The sequence below is a fragment of the Ruminococcus sp. MCC718 genome (genome assembly GCF_018783905.1).
Lineage (GTDB): Bacteria > Bacillota > Clostridia > Lachnospirales > Lachnospiraceae > Hominisplanchenecus > Hominisplanchenecus faecis.
The window spans coordinates 1-17,044 of record NZ_WQNP01000152.1; the positions used below are offsets into that span (position 1 = coordinate 1).

Consider the following 17,044-nt stretch of genomic DNA (forward strand, 5'->3'; position numbering starts at 1 on the left):
ATACAGCTTAAGCAACAAGATGGATAATTCCTTACTGGCTGTAAGGGATATTAACCATAAATATATTGTAGTAGAAAGAATTCTGCTTCGCTACATATCTTTTAAACTCATCCATTTTCATTTTCCAGATTTATCTTTCCTTTCATCTCCAGTGGAAATACCGGATACATGATCAATTTTTCATCTGCCTTTGTCAGCCATTCTTTCATTTCCGGACTATAAATTAAAATCCTTCTGGCATGTCCGTATGTATATTCATACGTTGCATTGACATGCTCCCATTTCCCCAGTTTTTCTGTATCCAGATAAATATTATGAAATCCCGCATCTGGTTCTTTTTGAACTCGCACCTTTTTACAGTGACTGCATGCTTCTGTTGCCCTGTAGCTTTCACATTGAAAGGCTCCCTTTCCCAGTACATTTTCTGCTTTTAACTGATATCCTGCAACTTTTTTCAAAACTCCGCTATAATATGCCGGAATAAAATTCTTTTGGGACAGTCCTTTTTCTATAAGATATTCATACATTGGAATGGTCACAAACATATCTAACTGTCCCGGGCGGGTAAACACTGCTTTTCTTCTGTTCAGATCCTCCAGTTGCTTTTTCTTTTTAAAGGTATATTCTTTGTTCTGGAAAAAAGTTTCACACTCCGGACACAAACTTTCATATACCTTTTTCTCATTTTCTTCAAATTCATATCCTGCCAGGTCAATATAATATCCAATCGCATTTTTCTCTTCTTCCTGCGTATATTTCGGTATATAAGAGCACCAGATATCCGGTTCTATGATATCCAGCAATTCATCGTCATCTTCTTCCGTATCTTCATCGTACTGAAATACCTGATCAATTTCTTTCTTTAATTCCATAAGTTCTCTGTAGACTGCCTTCTTAATGTCCACGGTAAACGTATATCTTTCCATGGAACTGTACAGTTTTTCTGCCTTGCATCCCAGCTTTTGCATCAGATTTACTGCTTTCTGCGTGTAGATGGATTCATCTTCTTTATCAATATCAATTCTGAATTTTGCGTATACTTTCATTTGACTTTTCCCCTTATTAAGATACAAATTTTATATATGATGCTATTATAACAAACTTTTTATGCTTTTGGCATCTTTTTTCATCTTTAACCTTTATAGCACAGAGAATCTACTGTAAAACAGCAGCATGCTTTTGCACACTGCTGCCTCTTTCACTCACTCTGCATGGTGGTGATCACGATATTCTCACCGGAAATTTCGGTTTTGCGTTTTACGATATCTTCGATCTGTGCCCGCTGTGCATCGGTGATCTCACTCTGTCCGATGACCACATCGACGCTGCCGTCTGTGATGCTCACGACTGCATCGGTAAATCCTTTGGATTCGAGCAGAAGCTCCGCTGCCGCTTCTTTTTCTGCGTTCTCTGTAAGGGCTGTCATATCGTTGACTGCATTTTGTTTCTGTTCTTCGGTCACGTTTTCGTTGTTGATGATCTCAAGCAGGGTTTCTTTGTTTTTGGATCGTACCTGCTCTCTGGTCAGTTTTGCCTGGGCCGCAAAGCTGCTGCCTGTTCCTGTGCTGGTAAGTACTGCCTCGCCCGGCGTGTCGGTCACTTCTTCGGATGCAGTGTCCGTTCCGGCATCTGTTTCGCCCGCCGACAGGGAGGCATCGCTCATACCATCGGTTTCGCCTGCCGCAGCTTCTCCTAAATAAACTTCTCCGTCCGCCGAGTCGGTAAGGGTGATGTCCTGATCCAGGCTGTCGATATCGGTAAGTGTGGCTTCGGTCTCTGTTGTGGATGCCGGCAGTGCATTTTCACCGAGTTTCGTACCCGAATAATTTAGATAGCCTGCCACTGCGACTAATGCCGCCAGAGCTGTGATGATGATCTGGTTTTTCTTCCACATATGTTTCACATCTCTCCTCCTTAAACCTTCTTCATTACTTTGATTTTATGCACTTCAATCCCAAATAATGCTACGACCGCATCGGTAATATCCGCTGCTGTTTTTGCATTGTTTCCGCCCTCTGCCGCCACGATCACACCTTCCACTTCCGGCTCTGTGATTTCTTTGACATACGGCGTTTCCGCTCCGTTTTCCTGCTTTTCAAAAACCGTGTTCTCTTCGAAATCCTGTGCATCCGCCGTGCTTTTGTCGCCGGACTGATCCTGTGTATTTTGACTGTTTGAGGTTCTTGTGTCCTTTTCCACAATATACGCTCCGCAGGAACGTAAGGTAATCATCACTTTGACTTCCCCCACTCCGTCCACTTCCCGAAGCACTTCTTCAAGCCTTTGTTCCATCCTCTGTGTCCGTTCCTGTGCCAGATCTTCTGTATTTCTTACGTTGTTTTCAACTGCCGGTGCATTGGTTTTTATCTGTGTGTTCTGCTTTTTGCTGCTGTTATCCGGCCAGGTGATCACCAGAAGCAAAAGTCCGACAAGAAGACCGATCAGCACCGGACTGCCCTTTTTTCCTTTGCATTTCTCCCAAAAATCCAGCCACTGTTTCATGCGGCTCATCCCCCCAAAAAGACCACTTTATCGCTGCTGATCTGATAAATTTCCCAGAGTTTCTGTAAAATCTGCTCCTGCACCGCCTCTTTTTGCTGCAGATCCTCATACCCCCCGGAAATCGTTACTTTGCGGATGCCCTCTGTCTCTTCGGATTGAAATACAACCTTCGCTTTTGTCCCTTTCATCCCCTCCCCGTCTGCCGTCTCTTCAATCTGACGCTGCACTTCCTTCTGACAGGCTTCCGTCAGAACACGGCTCCTTAAATCACTTAAATTTTCCTGTTCCATCCGGATCGAATCCCACTCTTCCAGCTGTAATGCCTGCTGCCACTGTTTCTCAAATACTGCCGTCAGATGTGCCTGATCCGTCAGCGGACTAATCAGCAGGATCAGAAACAGGACACCACAAAACAGCCGAATGTATTTCTGATAATGGTTATCTGGAAGAACCTGCTCTGCAAGCTGCATCAGACACAGGCAGCACAGGATGCTCCGTACCCAGCTTCGAATCTCTGCCGACATCTTTTCTCCCCTTTCTTCTATTTTCCAAGCGATGCGGTGACAATGGCGATCGTCAGGAAAAACAGCATACTGCAGGACATCATGATCTTCAGAAGCAGCCCGACTCCTTCTGCAACTGCCGCCACACATTCGTTGAGCCGTTTGTCGCCGACCGGCTGCACCAGGGCCGCCATCGCCTTATAGATCAGTGTGCAGAACGCCAGACGGCACACCGGTGCCAGACAGAGCATCAGAACAGCGATCATCCCGCACACACCGACGGCATTCTTCAGAAGAACGGCAGAACCAAGCACCGTATCCGTCACGCTGCCAAACAGGTTGCCAATGCCGGGGATTGCCGATACGGTTCGGCTGACGGCTGTATTTTTCAGCCCGTCAACGGCCGGAAGGATCAGTCCCTGGATCACCTGAAATCCGATCGCTGCCGCTGTCATGCTCTTCATTGCCCATTCGATCACCGTACGCACAAGTTCTGCCAGATGCGAGAGCCTGTCATCCTTTGAGAGATGGTCGAGCAGCAAAAACAGGACATAAAGCTGCACACCGGGCAGAAGAAGATATCTTTGCACCCACTGCACCGCTGCGATCAGCAGGATCGCCGACTCGTAAAACGCCAGCCCTCCAACGCTGTTCCCCGCAAAAACGGCCGCCGCAAAATAAGACGGCACCAGAGCTTTCATAAAGCCATTGACTCTGCCAAGCGTTGCATCCGTCATCCGGCTCATTCCGGTAAATCCCTTCATCAGAACTGCTGCCAGCATCAGATACATCATAAAAAAGCTGATCAGTGCTGTACCGTTCTTTTCCATGAGATCCGTGAAATTCAAAACAAGTGCCGCCACGATCACCAGTAAAAACACCTGCAGTGCCGTCTCTTTCTGATTTTTCCATTCCAGAAGCAGTGCATCAAAAACCAGCGTTTTCAAAGTTGAAAGATTCAGCGGGATTTCTCCCCTGATCAGGCTTTTCAGTGCATCCGCAAAACGAAAACTGCTCTCTTTCTCCAGATCTGCAAGGCTCTCTTCGACTTCCTGTAAATGAAACGCCTTTATATTAAGGAAGTCTTCCGCTCCGGTCTGTAATTCTTCTGCTGTATCCTGTCCCTGATCTTTCTCCTGCACCTGTGATGTTGCCATGATCGCCGTTTTTTCTGAAAGAACGGCCGCCTCGCACACCTGCTTCTGTCCTGCCACATCCAACCATCCTGCAAAAAGCAGCAAAAACACATAAATACGATATTTCTTCATATATTTTACCATCAGGCAAGACAGCTGCGGATCGTCTCAAACAGTGCCAGCAAAACCGGTGTCCCTGTCGCCAGCACCGAGATCTTTCCGAAAAATTCAATCTGTGAGGAGATTGCCCCATATCCCGCATCTTTGCAGATGCCTGCCGCAAAATCCGCCACATAGGTGATACCGATCATTTTGAACAGAATCTTCACATAAGCATCCTTTATGTTTGTGTAGCTTTGCAGCTGCTGCAGGCTTTCTGATAAATACCTCAGTTTTTCCACTGCACAGAAAAAAATAAGCATACAGGAAGCCATGCTGATCAACACGGCAAACACAGGTCTGGTCTCTTTGAGAAACAACGCCAGTAAAATCCCGGTAATCCCAAGAACTGCAATTTTGATCACAGTGCAAACAACTCCTTTATGCTCTCAAACAGCTGGCTGATATACGGCAGCACCCAGAACAGCACCAGTACCAGCCCTGCAAGGCTTGCAAGATACGCCTGTTCTTCCCTGCCGCTGTGCTTTAAGACCTGACCGAGCACCGAGACCAGGATCCCGACCGCTGCGATCTTAAACAGCAGATTAACACTCATCTCCATCTCCTCTCTCTGTCAGTAAAGTAAAATGACAAGAAACGCACCGGCACCAAAACCCAGACATCGAAACATTTTTTCTTTCTCCCGGTATTCTTTTTTTGCCTGAACACACGCATCACTGACCTGTTCCAGGTAATAATCCAGTGTTTTTTTCTGCATCGCCACATCCAGATAACCGAGCTGACCGCCAAGCGTCCGAAGGCTTGCAAGGTCGCTCTCCTTTAAGGCAGTACCTTTCAGATCCATCTCCAGCTGCTTTTCAAAGATCACACCAAGATTCGCTTCTTCTCCTTTTTGCATCTTTTCCTGCACATGTACTAGAAAATCTGAAAGCGGCGGTGAAACCCGCTTTGCAATGCTGCCAAACGCTTCATCCAGCATCGTATTCGCATAGCCAATTTCCGCCGAAAGCATAACCGTCATGCGACGCAGCTCTTCCAATATGTGAATTCTCTTTTTCATTTCCGCACAGATCAGGCATCCTGCCGCAAAACAGCTGAACATGGTAAGCCCTGCCCCGAACAGTTTCAGCATACCACCCCCTCCTCCCCGTAGAGCCTGGTCCCTCTGCCATCAAAAATCCCCCACACCGAACCGATTTTTTTCTTTCCGCTTAAAATAATATAGCGATCAAAAACGTGTTCCTTTACCATCTTCTGAAGGAGCGGTTTTTTCTCAATGTCTTCCACCGAACTACCGTGAACCGTCGCAATCAGGCGGCATCCGCAGTTCAGCACCGATTCAATCGCCTTGATATCGCCGTAATCCCCGATCTCATCGACTGCCACCACTTCCGGTGACATGGATCTGATCAGCATCATCATGCCTTCTGCTTTCGGACAGCAGTCCAGCAGATCCGTCCGTATGCCAAGATCATTCTGCGGAACGCCCTGGTAAGCTCCTCCGATTTCTGAACGTTCATCCACCACACCGACATTCTTTCCCTCACACCAGGCATTCCCGTTTGAAATCTGACGGATCACATCACGCAGCAGCGTAGTTTTTCCGCAGCACGGCGGCGAAATGATCAGTGTATGGCAGACTTCCCCATTCTCCACAATAAAAGGCATTACTTTATCTGCACAGCCTTCTACCTGATGAGCAAGCCGAATGTTCAGAAACGAAATATAACGGATACTCCTGACCTTCCCTTCCTCCATCAGGATCTTCCCGGCGACACCGACACGGTGTCCGCCCTGGATCGTTAAAAATCCCTGCCGCAGTTCATCTTCATAAGCATAAAGCGAGTACCCGGCAATGTACTCCATCGTTTCCATCAGCTCACAGCGATCCACGTAATGAATATTTTCTTTCTCATACTGCTCATTTCCGTTACACCGCAGAAGTTTCCCCTCTTCTGTGAGCTTGTATTCTTTTCCCCGCTGCCGGATCATCAGCGGACTGTTGATCCTCATCCGGATCTCCTGCAGCTCGCCAAAATTCAGATCTGCCTTCTGCAGGATCCTCCTCACCGGAAGCGAAAATATTTTAAAAAATCCGTCTGCACATTTCAATGTCCTCACCTCTTAGGACATACTATGCTCAGGCGGATATTGTTATGAGTACTTATGATGTCCGAAAAAAAGATTCATCCGGACACATCGCAGCGTTCTCTTTAAATTTACACAAAAAAATCAGGAGATATGTCTTTCTCGTCAACATATCTCCTGTTAATGATGTTCTGCTATTTCCATTGGACTTCTTACCTTTCTTTCATTTTCATCCTGTCCGCTTCTGTGTTTTACAAAAGAAGATGTAGTTTAAGTTTTTGGTGGACTGTACCTCTCTTTCTTAGATTCTTTTGATTTTAATTCTTTCTGTTTTTTTGAATTTGCCCTTCGCTTTCTTAATCACTGAAGTTGAATGACTGCTTTTTTATTTTTGATGTAGTGCTATGTCTTCATTGGACTGTCCTCCTTGTTTTTTGTTTCTCTCTTTTGTTTTGTTGTCTTTATTATAGGCGTTCTTCTTTGATTTGTCAAGCACTTTTTTAAATATTTTTTTGTTATTTTATAATTGTATTTATTTAATATATTTTTCAGATATTTTATGCAGTTTCTTCGTATTTCTTATTGATTTTTTCGCTGTAGCCTGATAAAATGATGCTAGGAAGTCTATTATTGAAATCTATATGATGCCAGGGTCAAAAGGTCTAAATCCACATGAGCTTGCTCATAGGTGGATGAAAGACCTTGGGACCCGCCCCGATATGCGAATACTGGGGTGCTATGTGCCAGTGGCACATGTTTAGCACCGACCGAAGCGGAGCGTAGAAAGGATTGTGGGAGTGCAACGCACGGAACAATCCGTAGGCATCATAGTTGGGGACTTTTGACACCCACATCATCATATATAAATTCTACAAAGAAACGAGGTAATTTTGCATGAAGAAAAGAATCGTAATCGCTCTCGGACACCGTGCCCTCGGCACCACACTTCCGGAGCAGAAAAAGGCTGTCAAAACATCAGCAGCTGTGCTGGCTGATATGGTGGAAGAAGGCTATCAGCTGGTGATCACACACAGCAATGCACCGCAGGTCGGCATGATCCACACTGCAATGAACGAATTCGGCAAAACGCATCCGGACTACACAGTCGCTCCGATGTCCGTATGCTCCGCCATGAGCCAGGGCTACATCGGCTACGACCTGCAGAATGCGATCCGTGCCGAGCTTTTAAAACGAGGCATCTTCAAAACCGTATCTACGATCCTGACACAGGTGATCGTTGATCCTTATGACGATGCATTCCATCATCCGGTCAAAGTGATCGGCCGTTACATGGATGCCAAAGAGGCAGAAGCAGAAGAACAGAAAGGCAACTATGTCAAAGAAGAGCCTGGCAAAGGTTACCGCCGTATCGTTGCTGCCCCGATGCCAAAAAGCATCGTAGAGATCGATGCGATCAAAACACTGGTTCAGAACGACCAGGTTGTTATTGCCTGCGGAGGCGGCGGTATCCCGGTTCTGCAGCAGGGCAATGAGCTCAAAGGTGCAAGTGCCATCATCGAAAAAGACTACGCCAGCGGAAAACTCGCAGAAGGCGTGGATGCAGATATCCTGATGATCCTCACAAACGACAAGATGGTTGACATTGACCGTGACACCGAGCATCCGAGATTTCTGGAACATATTACGGTAGAAGAAGCAAAAGAACATATCGCAGCCGATCAGTTCGGTGTAAATTCCATGCTTCCAAAGATCTGTGCTTCCGTTGATTTTATCACAGCCGGAAGAGGACGCTCTGCAATCATCACAAATCTGGAAAATGCCATCGATGCCCTGAAAGGCAAGACCGGAACCATTATCACAGAGTAAATTAAAATGCCAAAGAAATACACCGCACGTTTCCATGCGGTGTATTTCTTTTTGCTGTTGAACTTCAGCTAAGATGAAGTTTTTGTTGTCACACTATTTGATCTTTACGCTCTTTTTCTGGCCTTTGCCCTTCAGCAGGGATGTGTATGCTTTCTTTTTGCTCTTCGGCACTTTAATGACTGCTTTTGCAGAGATGTTCTTCAGTGCTCCCTTGCCTACGGAAGTCAGTTTCTTGCTCTTGATCTGGATGCTCTTCAGTTTGCTGTCGCCTGAGAATGCATTCTTGCCAATCTTGGAAACGTTTGTTCCAATCGTCACTTTTTCCAGTTTCTTCATACCCTTGAATGCATTTGCTGCGATTGATGTTACGCTCACTTTTTCACCGCTTATTGTCACGGCTGCTGCTACTTTCAGGGTACGTGCTTTTCTGGAATCTACGCCGTATGCCTCTGCCAGTTTCTTCTGTGCATCCGTTACACGGTATTTTACATTTCCGGATGTAACGGTATCTCCGACTTTCAGTGTTTCTTCCGGTTTTGGCTCTTCCTGATTCTGCTGTGCTTTGAGTCTCTCGATCTCAGCCTGAGCCTGTTTCAGTGCTGCTTCTGCTGCTTCTTTTTCTTCCTGCAGTTTCTTGTAAGCTGCATCGCTTTCTTCTTTCTGCTTCTTGGCAGCAGCTTCCAGCTCCAGGATACGTGCTCTGTAATCATTTACAGTTTTCTCAAGATCTGCTTTTTCCTTCTTCAGCGTGCTTACTTCTTCTTTTGCGGAAGCCAGTTCACCGTTCAGTTTTGTGATCTCAGCTTCTTTGGCTGCGATTTCAGATTCTTTGGCATCCACGCTGTCCTGAAGTTTCTTCAGATCATCCTGTGCCGTTTTCAGTTCGCTCTGCAGTTCTGTCACTTTTGCATTTGCTGTCTTCAGCTCTTCATCCTTCTGTGTCAGCTCGTTTTCTTTATTCTGAAGTTTCTTTAAAACTTCCTGATAATCTGCTGCATCCGGAACTTTCAGTCCCTGTACGGCTGCCCGAAGTGCTGCTGCCTGTGCATTGACCGCTTCCTGCGTTACTTTCTTGTCTGCATATACAGCCTGTGCATCCGCAAGTGCTTTCTGCAGTGCTTTGTAGGATTCTACGGTATAATCTGCTTCTTTTAATGCTTTTGCAATGTCAAGTGTCTGTTTCAGTTCATTTTTATCTGCTGCATTCGGATCCGGTGTATGGATCAGTTTTGCATCTGCCCAGTCGCCATTATCGTGTGCATCATTTTCGACTTTATCCATGAACAGAACCAGATTTTTCTGGATACTGGAAATATCAATGCTGATATGTTCTGCATCGCTATAGCTGTCTAATTTCGCAGAGCGATAAATCTCTGTTCCCTGGATATTTCCATCTGCATCTACTTCACCGTCATAAATTACGAAATAAACACCATCACCGTTCTGTTTCTTTGCTGTCTTGAAATAGTCAATGCCGACATATGCCTGGAAATAAAGTTTTTCGTTTTCTTCTAACTGTGATTTGTAAGAAGATACATCATACTCAACTGTTGCATCTGCGTTTGCACCAAGACCTTTACTAAAGTAGGTCTGTTCGCCATCGACACTCAAAGAGATTGCTCCAGAAGATGCTCCGTTGCAGTACTTATCTTTCATGACACTTTCCCATCCGGACTGTGCATATTTCCAGTCAATGTCAGAAAGGTAGGTCACTTCTCCGGTGATCGGACGCTCATTTACTTTAACGGTGATCGCTGTGCTTGTCAGATCTGCAGATGCTCCTGTGGTATCTTTTGCTGTCACATTTTCCAGTCCTACGCTGTAGCTGCCAGGCTGTGCATCTGCTTTTGCTTTCATGGTGATCACTGCAAAATCACTTGTAGATGCCGGGATTCCAGCTTCGTTTTTCAGTGTGTAAAGAATCTTTCCATCTGCTTCTGTGCTTGTCAGCGTACCTTCGATGCCATCTTTCAATGCAACCGTCGGTGCTTCAAAGACATCTGCATCATAGGAAACGCGGAAGCTTACTTCACCTAACAGGTTGTCTGAGGAAAGGTTTGCAAGTTTTGCGTTCATTGTCAGGTTCTTGCCCTGTACCACAGCATCTTCGCCTTCGAGTACCAGGCGTGCACCAAGCTTTTCGGTACTTAATTTCACAGATGCTTCTGTGATCTCCATGTTGCCGGATGTTGTATAAGGTGTTGCATTTTCCATGTACACACGGACTTTTGTTGTGTAAACCGGTTTGAACTGCATCACTGCCGGTGCTCCGGATTCTTTCACGGTACTCTGTGCGGATACCGGTGCCCAGTCTGCACCGTTCCAGTACTGTGCTTCCAGCACTTTCGGGATTGCACAGTAGCGGCTCTCTTTGAAGTTCAGGGTGATCTGGTTGAGAACCTGGGCTTCTTCCCAGTCAAATTCTACATATTCATTCTTTCTGGATGCACTGTTTGCAGGAAGCAGTACCGATGCACCTCTGTTGTAAGCATTGGTCCAGCTTGTGCTGTCATTTCCATCCAGCATATTCTGCGGATAATTCTTATCAGATCCTGTGAAGGATGCCGTTGCACTTGCTTTGCCCGCTGCCAGTTCCACATCGGTTGCCGCATCATCACTTTCGGTGATCGCTGCCTGTGCGGTAAGCTTGCTGCCCTCGATCGTTCCTTCTGCTTTTCCGTCTTTTACTTCAGACCAGGTTACTTTTTTGAGCAGGCTGTAATCTCCTGCACTGCCTGTATAGTTTACTTTTACTACAGACGGAAGTGTCACACTCATACCGGTCGGTACCGTTACATTCACTGCATCAACCGATTTTTCGGTTCCGGTCACTTCTGTTGCCTTCGATGCATCTCCGGTTCCGTTCTCTGTTACTTTCAGTGCGACCTGTACCGGCTTGAGATTGTCAGAAGAAATGGTCAGCAGAGCATCGCCTGCTTCTTTTTCTGATTTCAGAATCACGAGTACTTTTCCGTTGTAAGCCATTCTTTCAGAATAGCTGCTCTTATCTACGTTATCGTATTTATAGAGTTCTGCACTTTCCTGTTTTCCGTTGTCCACGCCGACGATGGAAGCTTTTCCGCTGACTGCAAATTTCACCAGATTATCTGCATCCGGTACCATATTTCCATTTTCATCGACTACGGTACATTCTACATAAGAAAGGCTGGTTCCGTCTGCTTTGAGAACGGTCTTATCTGCCACTGCCGAAATGGTATACGGTGTGGAAGATGTGCTTACACTGTCTGTTGCCACTACTTTTCCGTTTTTGTCATAGGCTTTTACTTCCAGTGTACCTGCCTGATACGGAACTTTCCAGGTCAGGTGCAGTTTTCCGGAATTTAACTCGCCGTCATCAAGAACTGCTCCGTTGCTGGTGTAACCGCCAGGGTTGGTGCTGTCACCCCAGGTCTTATCGTCCTGTGTTTTTTCTGATGTTTCATAATATTTCTTGCCGTAAGCTGTTTCTTTTTCATCGAAACTCTTCTTGCCGAGAGACTCGCCGTTTAAGAACAGCTCTGCACTTGGCTGGTTGGTATTTACCCAGACTTCTACTTCTTCGCCGTCATGCCACTGATCCCAGTTGGTCGGAAGCAGATGTACCATCGGCGTGCTTGTCCACTGGCTCTGATATAAATAGAAGGAATCTTTTGCAAAACCTGCGGTGTCGATCGTACCGAAGGAAGATACACCTACCGGGTAAACACTGTACGGTGTCGGCTCGCCGAGGTAATCAAATCCGGTCCAGATAAACTGTCCGATAAAGCTCTTGCGGTCACGGTCTTTTTTCAGACCATATTCATTGGACATCGTCCAGGATGCAAAGTCGTTGTCATAGTTGGAACCGCCTCGTTTGCCCGGAGTCTGATTGATACCGGTGTTCGTAAACTGCGGATCCAGGTAAACACCTCTTGATGAAGTCTGAGAAGAAGACTCGGACTCGAAGAAGAAGGTCTTTGTTGCTTTTTCAAGCAGTGTGCCATCACCGATAGCGTATCTGCTGATCAGTCCGTCTACGGATTTTGCTGTATTGTAGTTCAATCCGTATCCGTCCAGCACCTGGTTTACATAACCCCATACCTTGTTTGCTGCCGGAACACTACGCTCCTGGTCACCGCCCATCAGCACGTAACGTGTGCCGTCTGCTGCATTGACATTGCCCATCAGACGAACTGCCTCAGTATATTCATTCATGCCTCCTGGATTTACGCCAAGCAGATCGTATTTGGAAACATCATACCAGGATGGTTTGCTGCCCACGCCGCGGACTTCATTACCGATCGACCATGCGATCACAGAAGGTTCATTCTTATCGCGGTTTACCATTTCCTGTACAACCCAGTCACTCCAGGTCAGTTTTGCACCATCGTAGTTTACGCCCGGTGTCGGAAGCTGTGTATAACCGTTCGGTTTCAGTCCTGCCCAGTCAGACGGTACTTCCTGGAAGAAGAAATTACCAAAATCATATGTTGCTTTTGCTTTTCCCCATCCGTCAAAAGCTTCCTCTACCACAAGGATACCTTTTCTTCTGCAGACTTCGATTGCCTGTTTGGATGGCGGGCAGTGGGAAGTACGGTATGCATTGACACCCATTGCCATCAGTTTGTCAAATTCACGGTCATAGGCATCGCTGTAGCTTGCTGCTCCCAATGCACCGGAATCGTGATGCAGGTCAACACCCTGAACTTTTGTATACTGTCCGTTTACATATAAACCACCGCTTGTCGGATCATTGGTCGTCTCTTTGACTTTTACCCAGCGGAATCCGTATTCGGTTTCTTCCGTATCGATCAGCTGATATCCATCAGAAGAACCGTTGATCTCCTGATAAAGATCTACTTTTACCTTATACAGATACGGTGTACCCAGGTTCCACGGATACCAGAGATTTACATTGGAAACCTCAACAGCATCTCTGTCTTTCAAAGACAGGGTAAATGCAGTACTTGGGTTGATCGCTGTTTTCTCTGTACTCTTCTTTGCTACTTCTTTGCCATCTGCATCCAGCACGGTTACTTCCATATAAACATTGGAGTTTGTAGAATCAGAATAACCGGTTGCTTCTATATTCAGTGCACCTGTCTTGGATGCTGTATAATCGTCCTCCAGAGTCGGAGTTGTCAGTGTGATGCCGTTGCGGTTGAAATGTGCCTGATTGTCGATCAGCAGATGTACCGGGCGGATGATACCACTGCCTGTGTACCAGCGGCCGGACGGTGACATGTTCTGTACTTTCACAACCAGTACGTTCTCTTCGCCGTATTTTACTTTTTTCGTGATATCCAGTGCAAATCCGGTATAACCGCTCGGATAGCTGCCGATCTTCTCACCGTTTAAGTAAACAACGCTGTTCTGATATACGCCTTCAAAGTCAAGAGAAATTGTCTTGTTTCCGGACATGGATGCCGGCACGGTAAATCTCTTACGGTAATAGCCAAGTCCGCCTTCCAGATAAGCCTGTGCATCGGAAGAACTCTTTACTTTTTCACCTTCAATACTGAAATCATGCGGAACATCTACCGTTCTCCATCCGAGGTCATTGAAACTCGGATCAACAATCTCGTCTGTTGTGTAATCTCCGGCATCTTTGACACCTGCCGCTGCGAAACCGCCATCAGCGACTTTTGGTGTTCTCGTAGCCAGATAGAACTGCCAGTTTGCATCAAAATCAACGGATCCAAGAGAACCTTCCGGAACTTCCTGAACCAGACCGGATGCATCCAGAACCTCTACATTCATCACTGCATCGTATGCGGTTCCTTCTACGGTAACTGTTCCGTTTACCGTAAATGTCCTGCCTGCTGTTTTGGTATCTACCTTTGCAAGCTCATCGCTGTTCCATGTCACATCAAACAGTGCATTTGTTCCGTCTGTATACAGAACGGTTGCCTGTGTCGGTGCGGTAAAGGTACTTCCAACGATCACTTTCTTTGTGATATCTGCAACTTTATCTACCGTCTTTGGTCCTGCTTCAGATTTGCGGTAAAGTTTTACGTTGTCCAGATTGATGTACTCGTTGGTCAGAGCTACGGAAAAGCTGACCGTACATTTTCCGTCTTCGCCGACTTCAAAAGTATCGGTTGTGTAAGTTGTCCATTTGTCCCATGCGGTCGGACGAACCGATACACTTTTATTTCCTGCCATCAGAGAAGCAGTCAGACTTCCTTTGTCATTTCCACCTGCAGCCTCAACTGAAGCTTTGTAAGTACCAGGAACCAGTCCTTCGATTGTCTGTGTAAAAGAAAAACTGTCTTCATCTCCGGTATGGCTGTATGCCTCATACCAGTTTGTCTTATTATTCTGTGCCCATTCATTTTTGAAAACACGCCAGTACTTCGTGTCTCCGTTTGTGCCTTCGGTTCCGTTAAACGTCCAGCCTGTGGTCTGAGACTCAAAATCTCCGTTTGGAACAGTGACTTCTACAAACGTATCATCATCTGCTGCCATAACGACTGGTCCGATGTTTCCGACTGCTGTGGTAAACACCATGGCAAACGCCAGTAAAAAGGACCAGAATTTTCTGAGTTGTCTGTGTTCTTTCATTCCCTTTCCCCATCCTTTCTTTGTTTATAGATCCCGGTGCTGTACGCACCTGTTTTCGGGTTTTCATTTCTCTTACAGACTATCAGTTTTTTCTGATCCTTTCCATAACACATTCTATAGATTTTGTTTTCATTCTATAGATTTTATTCAATTTTTTATTGTTTTTTAGTAAACTGTTTATCTCAGTCGAGAAGACTCCCACTTCTGCAAGTGGTGAGTAATAACAAGTCTTTCTCAGTGGGAGTACAATCTCCGACTGAGATAAACGCTCCGCGAGGGCACACATTGTCCAGTGGACAATGGTTTTGTGCCGACCGGAACGAAGTGTAGAATGTGCAGTGATTCTGCTTTAATCCTGAAACGCAATCTGATAATAATCAATCATTGCTTCCTGTGCTTTCGGAACTCGTACAACCACCACATATGTTTTCACGATTGCCGGATAGGACACGCCTGGTTTATCCATGTTTCCGCTTCTCTCGATCTGGATTTCACCGACCAGTTTTCCTTTTGCATCGAACTTTGTTACCATGGCCTTATACTTATAATTCATATATGGTGAAAGCAGCTGCGGAACAAGCACGATGCTCTTTTTCCTGAAATTCGTTCCGGCATACTGTTTTTTTAACATTTTTCTGAGGCCTTTTTCCTGCTTTTTCTTCAGCACCGTCTGGAACTTTTTAAATTCTTTTTTGGTACGAATCGTTTTCTTTTTGATTCGCCAGGAATCATTTTTCCACTGGTAAATGGTTCCGTTCGTTTTGCATACCATTTCTTTTTTTACAACATTTTCTGCCGCCGCTTTTTGATTTTTTCTGTCCTTTGCTGCTGCCGGAACCCCTGCCAGCAAGACCATAGCAAACAGCAGACATATCAGTCTCATCTTTTTTCTTACATTGTTTCTCATTTGCTACACTTCCCTTCTTTTTATAATATTACATTTTTTATTTCTTTTTCACCTTCAGAACGGTATTGCAGACTACCTGAACGTTTCTCTTCTGCTCTTTACTGTATTTGTAAAGGTTTACCTGAACTTTTGCTCCGCCCCATTTTTTCAGGTTCAGCTTTTTCAATTTGAAGTATCCGTTCTTATCTGCCTTCACGCATTTGGTTGTCTTTCCTGTTTTCAGATTTTTCAGTTCAACGTATGCTTCCGGGAATGCATAGCCGGATATCTCTTTTGTTTTTACAGAAATCTCGGTTTTCTTTTTCGGATTTACCAGCTTGATCGTGCGTTTTAATTTCTGGAACTCTTTCTGATCTGACAGCCATGCCTTTTTGTTTTTACCGCCTGTCAGAAATCTTTTCGGAAGTTTGGCTGCCAGTTCTTTTTCGGAAAGAAGATTATCTGAAAAATCGCAAAATATATACTTCAGTTTGCTGAACTGTTTCAGGTTCGGTAAAGTCTTGATTTTATTGCAAAATGCATATATCCGTTCCAACTTTTTCAGATTTTTGATTTCTTTTATATCTGTCAGTCTGTTTTCTGAAACACCAAGCTCTTCCAAATTTGTCAGTTTTTCGATCCCTTTCAGGTTCTTGAGTCGATTTTTTCCGACTTCCAGTTTTTTAAGCTTAGTGAGATTTTCAATTCCTTTCAGGCTGGTCAGCTGATTACCGTATGCATAAAATTCCTCCAGATTTACTACACTTTCAATCCCCTTCAGGCTGGTCAGACAGTTATCATAAACCATCAGATAGCGAAGATTCTTTAATCCCTGGATTCCATCCAGACTGCGGATCTTATCTCCATCAAAAGTAAGATAGACCAGCGATGGCAGGTTTGCTACTTCTTTTATGCTTGTGATACCGCTATACGATACATTCAGTGCATCAAGTTTTTTCAGTCTTCCATCCAGACCTTCCAGACTGGAAAGCTGCCACTGATCCTGGATTTTCAGAGTTTCCAGATTTGTCAGATAACCGATTCCTTTCAGGCTTTCCATAGGTATTTTTTTATAATCGACAATTTCCAGTTCTTCCACGCTGGATGCTTCCTGCTCTGTAAAAGTATCGGTACTTTGCTTGCCAAGTACCTTCAAGATATTCTGATAAAGCACCTTATCCGGAATACCGCTCTCATTGTTTTCGATCACATCCGTCGGTGCTGCATGTGTCTGGATCATCGGCACCATCATTACAAACATACTGGCTGCCGCTATCATCGCCGCTTTTTTCAATTTTTTCATTCCCATCCTTTTTCCTCCTTGATATTTGTTTTTCGTACTTCGTAACTGTAATATATCTTTCTTTTAAAGAATTGTCAATGCTTTTTTGCTGCATTTTTGCGTATTTCTGATAGTTTTACATTTTGTTTACGTTTCT

13 protein-coding genes are annotated in these 17,044 nt (G+C 45.2%); 1 reads left to right on the forward strand and 12 read right to left on the reverse strand.

Annotation, left to right across the window (positions count from 1 at the left end):
* Positions 1 to 107: 107 nt before the first annotated feature.
* From GPK60_RS12615 to spoIIIAA, 9 genes are all read right to left on the reverse strand, one after another.
* Positions 108 to 1,046: a hypothetical protein gene (locus tag GPK60_RS12615; protein WP_215660452.1), complete on the reverse strand. Its 939-nt coding sequence runs from the start codon at positions 1,044 to 1,046 to the stop codon at positions 108 to 110.
* A gap of 152 nt (positions 1,047 to 1,198) precedes the next feature.
* On the reverse strand, positions 1,199 to 1,894 hold the full coding sequence (locus GPK60_RS12620; protein ID WP_173897458.1) for a SpoIIIAH-like family protein: 696 nt from the start codon (positions 1,892 to 1,894) through the stop codon (positions 1,199 to 1,201).
* A 20-nt stretch (positions 1,895 to 1,914) separates the two neighbouring features.
* Positions 1,915 to 2,502, reverse strand: a complete 588-nt coding sequence (locus tag GPK60_RS12625; RefSeq protein WP_215660455.1) for a stage III sporulation protein AG — start codon at positions 2,500 to 2,502, stop codon at positions 1,915 to 1,917.
* A gap of 5 nt (positions 2,503 to 2,507) precedes the next feature.
* On the reverse strand, positions 2,508 to 3,026 hold the full coding sequence (locus GPK60_RS12630) for a stage III sporulation protein AF (RefSeq protein WP_173897425.1): 519 nt from the start codon (positions 3,024 to 3,026) through the stop codon (positions 2,508 to 2,510).
* Positions 3,027 to 3,043: 17 nt separating this feature from the next.
* Positions 3,044 to 4,273: a stage III sporulation protein AE gene (locus tag GPK60_RS12635; RefSeq protein ID WP_215660459.1), complete on the reverse strand. Its 1,230-nt coding sequence runs from the start codon at positions 4,271 to 4,273 to the stop codon at positions 3,044 to 3,046.
* Between the two features lie 11 nt (positions 4,274 to 4,284).
* On the reverse strand, positions 4,285 to 4,665 hold the full coding sequence (locus tag GPK60_RS12640) for a SpoIIIAC/SpoIIIAD family protein (protein WP_022119228.1): 381 nt from the start codon (positions 4,663 to 4,665) through the stop codon (positions 4,285 to 4,287).
* Positions 4,662 to 4,856, reverse strand: a complete 195-nt coding sequence (spoIIIAC, locus tag GPK60_RS12645; protein ID WP_022119227.1) for a stage III sporulation protein AC — start codon at positions 4,854 to 4,856, stop codon at positions 4,662 to 4,664. The genes GPK60_RS12640 and spoIIIAC overlap by 4 nt, the downstream gene beginning before the upstream one ends.
* Before the next feature lie 18 nt (positions 4,857 to 4,874).
* The gene (locus tag GPK60_RS12650) at positions 4,875 to 5,393 is read right to left on the reverse strand and encodes a stage III sporulation protein AB (RefSeq protein WP_022119226.1); all 519 of its coding nucleotides are present in this window, start codon (positions 5,391 to 5,393) and stop codon (positions 4,875 to 4,877) included.
* Positions 5,387 to 6,373: a stage III sporulation protein AA gene (spoIIIAA, locus tag GPK60_RS12655; protein WP_243871913.1), complete on the reverse strand. Its 987-nt coding sequence runs from the start codon at positions 6,371 to 6,373 to the stop codon at positions 5,387 to 5,389. The genes GPK60_RS12650 and spoIIIAA overlap by 7 nt, the downstream gene beginning before the upstream one ends.
* An 870-nt stretch (positions 6,374 to 7,243) precedes the next feature.
* Between spoIIIAA and arcC the strand changes: the two genes are divergently transcribed.
* Positions 7,244 to 8,176, forward strand: coding sequence for a carbamate kinase (arcC, locus tag GPK60_RS12660; protein ID WP_022119111.1), 933 nt, complete (start codon positions 7,244 to 7,246; stop codon positions 8,174 to 8,176).
* A gap of 93 nt (positions 8,177 to 8,269) precedes the next feature.
* On the opposite strand, the gene GPK60_RS12665 is transcribed toward arcC, so the two are convergent.
* From GPK60_RS12665 to GPK60_RS12675, 3 genes are all read right to left on the reverse strand, one after another.
* Complete coding sequence (locus GPK60_RS12665) at positions 8,270 to 14,719, reverse strand: NPCBM/NEW2 domain-containing protein (RefSeq protein WP_215660461.1); 6,450 nt, start codon at positions 14,717 to 14,719, stop codon at positions 8,270 to 8,272.
* A gap of 349 nt (positions 14,720 to 15,068) precedes the next feature.
* Positions 15,069 to 15,626 (reverse strand): hypothetical protein, encoded by a 558-nt coding sequence (locus tag GPK60_RS12670; protein WP_173866821.1) that lies wholly within the window; start codon positions 15,624 to 15,626, stop codon positions 15,069 to 15,071.
* 37 nt (positions 15,627 to 15,663) lie between these two features.
* Positions 15,664 to 16,914 carry a leucine-rich repeat domain-containing protein gene (locus tag GPK60_RS12675; RefSeq protein ID WP_215660465.1) on the reverse strand — a complete coding sequence of 417 codons (1,251 nt, stop codon included), beginning with the start codon at positions 16,912 to 16,914 and terminating at the stop codon, positions 15,664 to 15,666.
* Between the last annotated feature and the right edge of the window lie 130 nt (positions 16,915 to 17,044).

Excerpts from the sequence above, each read along its gene's own strand:
- arcC (WP_022119111.1), top strand. The coding sequence starts at position 7,244 with ATGAAGAAAAGAATCGTAATCGCTCTCGGACACCGTGCCCTCGGCACC.
- GPK60_RS12630 (WP_173897425.1), bottom strand. The coding sequence starts at position 3,026 with ATGTCGGCAGAGATTCGAAGCTGGGTACGGAGCATCCTGTGCTGCCTG.
- GPK60_RS12635 (WP_215660459.1), bottom strand. The coding sequence starts at position 4,273 with ATGAAGAAATATCGTATTTATGTGTTTTTGCTGCTTTTTGCAGGATGG.
- GPK60_RS12620 (WP_173897458.1), bottom strand. The coding sequence starts at position 1,894 with ATGTGGAAGAAAAACCAGATCATCATCACAGCTCTGGCGGCATTAGTC.
- GPK60_RS12670 (WP_173866821.1), bottom strand. The coding sequence starts at position 15,626 with ATGAGAAACAATGTAAGAAAAAAGATGAGACTGATATGTCTGCTGTTT.
- GPK60_RS12650 (WP_022119226.1), bottom strand. The coding sequence starts at position 5,393 with ATGCTGAAACTGTTCGGGGCAGGGCTTACCATGTTCAGCTGTTTTGCG.
- GPK60_RS12665 (WP_215660461.1), bottom strand. The coding sequence starts at position 14,719 with ATGAAAGAACACAGACAACTCAGAAAATTCTGGTCCTTTTTACTGGCG.
- GPK60_RS12625 (WP_215660455.1), bottom strand. The coding sequence starts at position 2,502 with ATGAAACAGTGGCTGGATTTTTGGGAGAAATGCAAAGGAAAAAAGGGC.
- spoIIIAC (WP_022119227.1), bottom strand. The coding sequence starts at position 4,856 with ATGAGTGTTAATCTGCTGTTTAAGATCGCAGCGGTCGGGATCCTGGTC.
- GPK60_RS12615 (WP_215660452.1), bottom strand. The coding sequence starts at position 1,046 with ATGAAAGTATACGCAAAATTCAGAATTGATATTGATAAAGAAGATGAA.
- GPK60_RS12675 (WP_215660465.1), bottom strand. The coding sequence starts at position 16,914 with ATGGGAATGAAAAAATTGAAAAAAGCGGCGATGATAGCGGCAGCCAGT.